Source organism: Streptosporangium sp. NPDC051022 (genome assembly GCF_040683035.1).
Lineage (GTDB): Bacteria > Actinomycetota > Actinomycetes > Streptosporangiales > Streptosporangiaceae > Streptosporangium.
The window spans coordinates 202,192-210,894 of record NZ_JBFBCF010000010.1 but is presented as its reverse complement, the minus strand read 5'-3'; the positions used below and the strand labels follow the sequence as shown (position 1 = coordinate 210,894).

Here is an 8,703-nt window from a genome sequence, read left to right as displayed (position 1 = left end):
TTGGACGAAATTCCCCGGGACCGACTCGTGGGGCGCGAAAACCGCACGATGGCATCGATATATCTGGCTACACGCTACGAAAAGCGGATATTTGGAAGAACCCCTAGCTCACCCCTGAGCTCCGGGGACTCACTGTCGAATTTCCGCTGCACATACGACAGCGCCTCGAGCAGTCCGGCCGAGGTCATCCGCCCCGTCCTGCCGCCCCGCACGACGTGGGACAGCGGAAGCGAGCCGATCTCGGCCCACCGGAGGCGGCCCTCCTCGTCGATGTAACTGCGGGTCCGCCCCCTGTTGTCGGGGTGGACGCAGTAGGGGATGTCGAGGTAGCCGTGGCTGAACGCCCGGAGCAGCGCGCGCCCGATGTCCGGATCGAGGTTGAGCACGGCCTCGACGAGGGCGCGGGCCTCCCGGTAGGTCTGGGTGTCCTCGGCGGTCGCGGGAGCGCGGGCGGGAAGGCCGGAGGCCCGGGCCTTGGCGGCGACGGCCGAGGCGAACTCCAGCGCGGCGACGTTCTCGGCGACCGTGGGGATGCGGTGCGCCTCCGCGACAGTCTTGACGATGAGCCGCTCCGAGCCCGTCGCGACGGCCAGCTCGGCCGCGCGGGCCAGCAGTTCGTGGGCCCCCTCGGGGGTCGTCGGGTAGACGCCCATGTAGGCGTAGACGACGACGTGCCAGGCGGCCTCGGGCAGCAGTTCGGCGCAGAGCGCGCGCAGCGCGAGGATCGCCTCCCGGTCCTGCCCGGCGTTCGTCTGCTGGGCGTAGCTGACCGAGATGCTGCGCAGGCCGTACCGGTAGAAGAACAGCGCCTCCAGCACGCTGATGGCCACCAGCTGGCTGGGCGGGCACAGCTGCCCCATCATGCAGCCGCCGAACGTCTCCAGGTGCGGCTCCCGCCCGGCCTCGCGCAGCCGGGCGAACACCTCGCAGCACCGGGTCCAGTTGCGCACCGACTCCGCCAGCGGCACCCGCCCGTACGGCAGGCAGTAGGAGACCGGGCCGCCCTCGGTGGCGTCGATGCCGGACTCCATGAGAGAGGCGAAGATGGCCAGCGGCGTGGCCGAGCCGTGCCGGACCTGGATCGGGAAGTCCTCCCCCTGGACTCCGTCGAGCACCAGCCGGGTCGTCTCCGGGCCGTGCTCGACGATCGGGTACCCGTTGAGCCGGAGACCGGCCCGCAGCGCCGTGCGCGCCGCCTGCCGGTCCCCCACCCTGGTGTAGCTGTCGAGCGTGAGCGTGCCCACCGTGGTCGCCGCCGCCTGCCGGGTGGCGAGCAGTCCGGCCCGCATCTCGGCGGGGTCGCTGAACCCCATGCGCGGTTGCACGACGAGCGCGCCCGCGGCGTGCGCGCGCAGCACGAAGCCCCCGAAGCCCCCGAAGCCGCCGGCATCGCCGGGGTCCCCGGAGCCACTGTGAGCCCCGGGGGCCCCGAGGACCACGCGGGCCGTGTCCCGGCCCGCGGCGGGCACGACGCCGCTCACGGCAGCGCCCGCTGCGGCAGCGAGTCGAGGAAGTGCCGGAACGCGCCCGCGCCCGCGCTTTCCTCGAAGACCATGTCGAACCCCGCCGCCATCAGCTCCTCGATGTGCGCGACGTTCTCCGCTCCGGCGACCCCGAGCTTCCCGCCGATCGTCACGGGAAGGTCGACGAGCTCGCTGTGCGCCCGCAGCTCCCTGATGACCCGCAGCCCCTCCTGGTAGCCGTGGCCGTTGACGCTGCTGATGACGAGCAGGTCGGGCCTGCGCGCCCGGCACTCCTCCACGAGCAGGGCGTCCGGCACGCAGGGGCCCAGGTTCACCACGTCGTAGCCGAGTTCCTCGAGGAACAGCTGCAGGAAGACGAGGTTCCAGGTGTGCGCGTCGGAGGCCACGGTGGTGACGATCACGGTCTGGCCGCGCCCCGCCGGGGAGCGGTCGTGCGCCTGTCCCGCGGCGCCCCGCCCGGTCTGCGAGGTCAGCTCGGTGGACTCGCTCATCGGGCCGCGGTCGCCTGGTAGGCGCGCCGGTGGTCCAGCCGCGAGACGGACACGATCTCGCCGCCGCGCACCGCCACCTCGACCGGCGCGGGCCTGCCGAGGAACATCAGCAGGCTGGAGGTGACGCCGTAGGCGCCCGCGTTGGGGACGGCGATGACGTCGCCGATCTCCAGCGGGGGAACCTTGACCTCCCTGCCGATGACGTCGCCGGGGGTGCACAGCGGGCCGACGAGGCTCGCCGTCTCCTCTGCGGGCGCGGCGGGGCGGGCCAGCCGTACGGCGGGCGGCAGCAGCCGGCCGAGACCGGCCATGCCGCCGAAGGTGTTGATCCCGGCGTCCAGAATGACGAACTTCCTGCCCCTGCTCTCCTTGATGTTGACGACCTCGGCCAGCAGGTGACCGCAGTCGCCCGCCAGGTAGCGCCCCGACTCGCAGGCGACCTCGGGAGTGCCGTCGCGCCAGCGCGGGAAGTGCGTGTCGAGCGCCGCCTCCAGCTCGCCGCACAGCTTGCCGTAGATCGGCCGCTCCCCGGGGACGGCGTAGGGGGCGGAGAAGCCGCCGCCGATGTCGAGGAGCTCCATCGGCACGCCGAGCTCCTCCTGGAGCCCGGCGGCCACGGCGATGGTGTGCTGCAGCTCGGCCGTGAGGCTCGCCTCGTCCCTGGCGTTGCTCAGCGAGAACAGGTGCGCGCCCGCGACGCGCGTTCCGGGGGTGTTCAGCAGCTCGGGCAGCACCTCGGCCAGGGTCTCGCTGTCGAAGCCGAACTGCGAGGGGGTGCCGGTCATCCGGATACTGGTCGTCGAGCTGGAGGTGGCGCTGTTGATCCGCAGCAGGCACCGGGCGACCACGCCGTGCGAGGCGGCCACCGTGCCGATCCTCCGCAGGTCGGTGACGGACTCGACGGAGAAGGTGCGGACCCCCTTGCCGATGACCTCGTGCAGCTCGGCCGTCGTCTTGCCGGGGCCGGTGTAGAGGCAGTCGGCGCCGGAGAAGCCCGCCTCGAGCGCGGCGGCCAGTTCCCCGGTCGAGCTGATCTCCGTCCGGCAGGCGGGGCCCTCGCCCTCGCGCATCGCGCGCACCACGTCGGGGTGCGGGTTGGCCTTGATCGCGTAGTAGAGCGCGAACCCCTCGGGCAGCGTGGCGAACAGGTCGCGGCGCGCCGCGGCGACGCGGTCCAGGTCGTAGACGTAGAGCGGGGTGCCGAACCGGGCGGCGAGCTCGTCGTGGTCGATCACCGAAGGCTCCCTTCGAACAGCTCGGCGAGCTTGGCCCGCTCGTTCTTGCCGTGCAGCGTGAGGGGAAGGTCGCTCACGGTACGGCACAGCGCGGGCACCTTGGCGGGCTCCAGGCGCCGGGCCAGCTCCCGCAGCACGATGTGGGGCGCCAGGTCGGTCTCCACGCACAGCGCGAGGTCGCGCTGCGGGGTCGGCGGCAGTACGGCGGCCGCCCGCACCCCGGGCAGGTCCATCGCCGCGGCCTCGATCTCGACGGTGCTCATCCGGATTCCCTTGCGTTTGAACATGTCGTCGCGGCGGCCCTCGAAGTAGAGGTAGCCCTCCTCGTCGAGGGAGCCGTAGTCGCCGGTGTGCAGGCGCAGCTCGCCGGTGCTCTCGTCACGGCGGAAGGTGCGTGCGGTGACCTCGGGGTTACGCCAGTAGCCGGGCATCACGTGGGGGCCGGTGACCACGATCTCGCCGACCTGCCCGTCAGGCACGGGGGCGCCGTCATCGTCCAGGATCAGCACCCGGGTGCCCGGCAGCGGGCGGCCGACGGAGTCCGGCTTCTCCCTGTCCTGCTCGGGAGGCATGATCGAGATGCGTTTGCACTCCGTCTGGCCGAACTGCCGGACCACCCGGACGCCGGGGAAGGCTGCGCGCAGCGCCTCGATCGTCGGCGCGGGCAGCGCGGCGCCGGTGTTGGTGAACATCCGGACCGGCGGCGGGGCCTCGACCTCGCGCCGCGCCAGTGTGGCGATCATGGTGGCCAGGGACGGCACGATGGGCACCACGGTGGCGCCGGTCTCGCGCATGCGGCGCAGCAGTACGAGGTCGGAGTCCCCGTCGGCGAGGACGATCTCGGCGCGCGCGACGCAGGTCATCAGCACCTTGTAGAGGCCGTAGTCCCAGGACAGCGGGAAGCGGCAGAACACGACGTCGTCGGGGCGGTAGCCGAGCTCCCCGGTGATGGCCCGGGTGGCGAACGTCACCTGGGCGTGCGGGCACACCACCGCCTTGGGCACGGCGGTGCTGCCCGAGGTGTAGACCAGCACCGCGACGTCGTCCGGCTCGACCTCGACCGGTTCCGCGCCGACCTCCAGCCTGGCCAGCGTCTCGACCTCGGCCCAGACGGACTCCAGGGCGTGCACCGGCACCGAGCTGAGCTCCGCCAGGTCGGCGACCCGCTCGCCGGTGGTGATGATCAGGCGGGGTTCGGCGTTCGCGACGACGGCGCTCAGGTGGAAGGCCTTCATGGCGGGGTTGATCGGCACGAGGATCGCGCCGCGCCGGGAGGCCCCGTACAGCAGGGCGACCGTCTCCCGGGTGCTCGGCAGCTGGACCAGGACCCGGTCGCCCCGTTCCACGCCCTGCCCGTGCAGCCACGCGCCGACCGCGTGGCTCAGCTCGCCGAGCCGCGCGTAGCTCCACTCGCCGGCCGCGTCGCGGACGGCCCGCGCGGAGGGCGCCTCGGCCACGGCCTCGTCCAGCAGGGAATGGATAAGTGTGCCCGGCCGCGCGCCGGGTTCGGAATTCGTGTGTGTTACGCCCATCGAGCTCTCCACAGCCTCGAGGAAAGGACAACGACCTAAACCATAAAGGCGGAAATATCCCCCTTTAAAAGGCTACGGTGCCGCCCCTGCGCGCCACACCCCTAGGAAACCCCTTGAATAAGCTCGACCGCCTTCCCCCTGAGTGCCGACCGGTCGATTTTCCGATTGGAGTTAAGGGGCATTTCCGCTAAATGCCGGAAATGTCGGGGGATCATCTGGTCGGGGAGGATCTTCCGTAGTTCCCTGGCGAGCACCGCGGGCGGCGTGCCTCCCCCGGTGTGGAAGGCGTACAGCTCGACGCTCCCGTTGACGGGGACGCCGACCGTCACCGCCTCCTCGACCCCGGTGCAGGCCCGCAGGGCGTGGTCGACCTCGGCCAGCTCGATCCGCAGCCCCTGCACCTGCACCTGGGCGTCCAGCCGCCCGATGTAGGCCAGCTCGCCGCCGGCGGTCCGGCGCACCCGGTCACCCGTGCGGTACCAGTCGCGGGAACCGCGCCGCAGGAATCGCCCCAGGTTGTCGGCCGGGTCGAGATAGCCGGGGGTCAGCTGCGGACCGCTGATGCACAGCTCGCCCTCCGTCCCCTCCCTCGTCCCCTCCCCCGTCGTCTCCTCGGATCCGGTCCCGTCAGCCCCGTCACCGGCCTCGGCCTCGCCGTCGGCGAGGAGGAAGTGGTCGTGCCCCTCGTGGATCAGGCCGATCGGCACCACGCCGTTGACACCGAGCCCGGGCGACAGCTCCGCCGACCAGCGGTGGACGCTGACGGTGATGGTCAGCTCGGTCGGGCCGTACAGGTTCTCCACGATCGAGCCCGGCGCCGCCCGCTCCCAGTCGGCCGCGTCCTCGCACCTCAGCGCCTCTCCGGCGAAGAAGCTCCAGCGGAGCGCGGGAAACGCGCCCACGCCCAGGCCGCCCATGCGGCGGACCAGGGAGATGGCGCTCGGCGTGGAGAACCACACCGTGATCCCCTGGTCGGCGCAGAAGGCGGGAAGGTCGCGGTAGGCCGCCGGGGGGACGACGACCACGGTGGCCCCCGCCCCCCACGCGCAGAACAGGTCGAACATGGCGCAGTCGAAGTTCAGGTCGAAGACCTGCGAGAAGACGTCGGCGGGGGTGAAGTCGTAGCGCGCGTCCAGCAGCCGGAAGTAGTGGCCGGTGTTGCCGTGCGTGATCGCCACCCCCTTCGGCCTGCCGGTCGACCCCGAGGTGAACAGCACGTAGGCGACGTCCGAGGCGGCGACGGGACGCGGCGCGGCGAGCGCGTGCCGTTCCTCCAGGCGGATCTCCGGCCAGGGCGCGGCGCCGGTCCACTCGTGGCCGGGCGCGAGCACCCGCAGGCCGGGGTGCTCGCGCAGCAGCTCGGGCAGCAGCGCGTACCCCCGGTCGTCGGCGATGACGGCCGACGCGCCGGCGGCCTCCAGCATCCGCGCGGTGCGGGCGGCCGGGAAACCGGGCTGCAGCGGCACCACCGTCACCCCGGCGTACAGGCCCGCCAGGATCCCCACGTAGGCCCGGACGCTCTTGGCCGCCAGCACCCCCACCGCCCGGGGCGGCCCCGCCGGGTCCGCCAGGAGCGCGCCGGCCCACAGCAGCGCCAGGCGGTGCGCGTCCGCGTAGGTGACCTCCTCGGCGCCGGACCTGACCGCGATCCGGTCCGGCGACAGGGCGAGCCCGCGCAGGAAACGCGTGTACAGCGCACCCCCAAACGTTTCAGACATATTTCCTCCGCACAATTAAGGGGTTTATCTGGGGTTACCCGGGACGCCCTGCCCCGATAAATTCAACAATAAATTGCCAAGATGGGAGCCATCATGCTGGACCAGCAGTTCGAGGAGATCCTCCGCCCGTTCCTGCCCTTTCTTCCGGCCGACGAGAAGCTCGACGCCGATTCGGGACTCCGTGATTTCGGGCTCGACTCGCTCGGAATGGTGGAGTTGCTCGCCACGCTGGAGAGCGCGTACGACGTGCGTTTCCGCGACGACGCGCTGACCCTGGACACCTTCGCGACGCCCGGCCTGCTGTGGAGCGCGCTCACCGCGGTGCGGGAGCCGGTCGCCTGACGGCGACCGGCGGGCCTAGACGGCCCCGGCTCCCACGCGGGGCCGGGGCCGTAGCGCCAGCCTCGGGTTGACCGCGACGACCTCGAAGTTCCTCCTCGTGCACGGAACGCGGCCGAACAGACTGTCCTGGCCGCAGACGGCGACCTTCGTCACTCCCATGCGCTTCATCGACGCCACCACGTCCGGCCAGCGGAGCGGGCGGACGAAGCCGTCCAGGAGCATGGTCCGCATCCCCTCCGCGGTGGTCACCGGCGTCCCGTCCTGGTCGGCGATCACCGGGATACGGGGGGCGGCGAACTCCAGCCCGCCGATGACCTCGTCCTCGGCCCGGCGCCGCAGCGCGCCGAAGGCGCCGGAGTGCATCGGCGGCCGCATCGTGTACAGCGACATGGCGCCGATCCCGCGCAGCCGCCGCTCCAGCCACTCGAGGTTGCGCTCCCGCAGCGAGAGCATGAAGAAGTCCTCGTCCACGTAGCAGGAGATGTCGTACCACTCGCCGCGGGAGTCCATCTCGGCGAGCAGTTCCCGGAGCCGCTCCTCCGGGGCGCGTACGAACGAGTGCGTCACCACGTCCCGGTGCTCGCGGCTGAAGTAGTCGTCCATGCACCGGGCCAGGTTCGCGGTCATCCAGACGGCGTCGGACATCGACAGCGCGCCGGTGTAGGCCGCCGCCGCCTTCTCCCCGAAGCTCGGGCCGGTGCAGATCTCGGGGTCGATGCCCAGCGTGTGCTGCGCCCACTGCGCCAGGGCGACGCAGTTGACGAGGAAGGCGACCTGCGCGAACTCGCTGTAGTCGCCCTCCGTCTCGCGGAAGCGGTCGACGAGGGAGTAGCCGAGCCGTTCGTCGGCGACCGCGACGAGCCGCCGGGCGAACGGGTTGATGACCATGAACCTGCCGACCTCCGCGAAGGCGGACGGGCCCATGCCGGGAAACACGAAGGCGGTCTCCGCAGCGGGCAGGGCGGCGGGCAGGGGGGTGGGCCGCGCCGTCATCCCCGCTCCACCTCCTTCAGGAAGTCCTTCATGACCGCGGTGAACCGCTCCGGCTCCTCCAGGTGCGGGACGTGGCTCGACTCCTCGAAGATCTCCCAGCGCGCGCCCTCGATGCCCTCCTGGAAAGGCCGTACGGTCGCCTCGGTCGCCTCGTCGTGGCGGCCGGACAGCAGGAGGGTCGGTACGGCGATGCCGGCCAGGCAGTCCTCGACCGACCAGTCCCGCAGCGTGCCGATCACGTGGAACTCGGTCGGCCCGTTCATGCTGTGGTAGACGGTGGGATCGTGGTGGATCTCCATGAACGAGGCGAAGAAGTCACGCGGCCACGGCAGGACCCGGCACACGTGCTTGTCGTAGAAGACCCGCATCGCGGCGAAGTACTCGTCGGTGTCGGTGGTGCCGGCCTCCTCGTGCCTGCGGAGCGTCGCGTCCACGTCGGGCGGCAGCTGCTCGCGCAGCACCTTCATCTCCTGCAGCCACAGCGGGTAGGAGGCGGGTGAGTTCGCGATGACCAGGCCGCGCAGGCCGGGCGGCGCCGTCGAGGCGTGCTTGGCGGCGAGCATGCCGCCCCACGAGTGCCCGTACAGCACGTAGCCGTCGGCGATCCCGAGGTGCCGCAGCAGGTTGTCCAGCTCGTCCAGGAAGAGCTGGACCGTCCAGAAGTCGTCGCCGCGGTCCGGCAGCCGGGTCGAGCCCCCGTTGCCGAGCTGGTCGTAGTGGACGACCGCGTGCCCCGACTCGGCCAGCGCCGCCAGGCTCAGCAGGTAGTCGTGGGTGCTGCCGGGGCCGCCGTGCGCCACGACCAGCGGTGGTCTTCCCGAACGCAGGTCGCCGGTGACCCGGTACCACGTCCTGTGCTCGCCGAAGGGCGCGGTGCCCCTGGCGCTGGGAGGTGGGGCTGTGGACAT

General features: G+C 71.8%; 8 protein-coding genes. 1 reads left to right on the top strand and 7 read right to left on the bottom strand.

All coding sequences use genetic code 11. The features are described 5' to 3' along the window. Window positions 1-74: 74 nt before the first annotated feature. The 5 genes from AB0N02_RS19165 to AB0N02_RS19145 all read right to left on the bottom strand — a co-directional run bounded on the left by AB0N02_RS19165 (window position 75) and on the right by AB0N02_RS19145 (window position 6,460). Window positions 75-1,481: a methylaspartate mutase gene (locus tag AB0N02_RS19165; RefSeq protein WP_363947994.1), complete on the bottom strand. Its 1,407-nt coding sequence runs from the start codon at window positions 1,479-1,481 to the stop codon at window positions 75-77. After that, complete coding sequence (locus AB0N02_RS19160) at window positions 1,478-1,975, bottom strand: cobalamin-dependent protein (RefSeq protein WP_363947992.1); 498 nt, start codon at window positions 1,973-1,975, stop codon at window positions 1,478-1,480. Before AB0N02_RS19160 ends, AB0N02_RS19165 begins: the two co-directional genes overlap by 4 nt. After that, window positions 1,972-3,210: a type III PLP-dependent enzyme gene (locus AB0N02_RS19155; RefSeq protein WP_363947989.1), complete on the bottom strand. Its 1,239-nt coding sequence runs from the start codon at window positions 3,208-3,210 to the stop codon at window positions 1,972-1,974. Before AB0N02_RS19155 ends, AB0N02_RS19160 begins: the two co-directional genes overlap by 4 nt. After that, on the bottom strand, window positions 3,207-4,742 hold the full coding sequence (locus AB0N02_RS19150; protein WP_363947987.1) for an AMP-binding protein: 1,536 nt from the start codon (window positions 4,740-4,742) through the stop codon (window positions 3,207-3,209). Before AB0N02_RS19150 ends, AB0N02_RS19155 begins: the two co-directional genes overlap by 4 nt. Window positions 4,743-4,843: 101 nt before the next feature. Continuing rightward, window positions 4,844-6,460, bottom strand: coding sequence for an AMP-binding protein (locus tag AB0N02_RS19145; protein ID WP_363947985.1), 1,617 nt, complete (start codon window positions 6,458-6,460; stop codon window positions 4,844-4,846). A gap of 81 nt (window positions 6,461-6,541) precedes the next feature. Between AB0N02_RS19145 and AB0N02_RS19140 the strand changes: the two genes are divergently transcribed. After that, on the top strand, window positions 6,542-6,802 hold the full coding sequence (locus AB0N02_RS19140; RefSeq protein WP_363947983.1) for an acyl carrier protein: 261 nt from the start codon (window positions 6,542-6,544) through the stop codon (window positions 6,800-6,802). Window positions 6,803-6,817: 15 nt separating this feature from the next. Here AB0N02_RS19140 and AB0N02_RS19135 read toward each other — a convergent pair whose 3' ends face one another. Continuing rightward, window positions 6,818-7,795, bottom strand: coding sequence for an acyltransferase domain-containing protein (locus tag AB0N02_RS19135; RefSeq protein WP_363947981.1), 978 nt, complete (start codon window positions 7,793-7,795; stop codon window positions 6,818-6,820). Next, entirely contained in the window at window positions 7,792-8,703 is a 912-nt protein-coding gene (locus AB0N02_RS19130) for a proline iminopeptidase-family hydrolase (protein WP_363947978.1), read from the bottom strand. The genes AB0N02_RS19135 and AB0N02_RS19130 overlap by 4 nt, the downstream gene beginning before the upstream one ends.

Coding starts and splice junctions, on each gene's coding strand:
- AB0N02_RS19160 (WP_363947992.1), bottom strand. CDS start 1,975: ATGAGCGAGTCCACCGAGCTGACCTCGCAGACCGGGCGGGGCGCCGCG.
- AB0N02_RS19150 (WP_363947987.1), bottom strand. CDS start 4,742: ATGGGCGTAACACACACGAATTCCGAACCCGGCGCGCGGCCGGGCACA.
- AB0N02_RS19145 (WP_363947985.1), bottom strand. CDS start 6,460: ATGTCTGAAACGTTTGGGGGTGCGCTGTACACGCGTTTCCTGCGCGGG.
- AB0N02_RS19140 (WP_363947983.1), top strand. CDS start 6,542: ATGGGAGCCATCATGCTGGACCAGCAGTTCGAGGAGATCCTCCGCCCG.
- AB0N02_RS19135 (WP_363947981.1), bottom strand. CDS start 7,795: ATGACGGCGCGGCCCACCCCCCTGCCCGCCGCCCTGCCCGCTGCGGAG.
- AB0N02_RS19130 (WP_363947978.1), bottom strand. CDS start 8,703: ATGTCCACAGCCCCACCTCCCAGCGCCAGGGGCACCGCGCCCTTCGGC.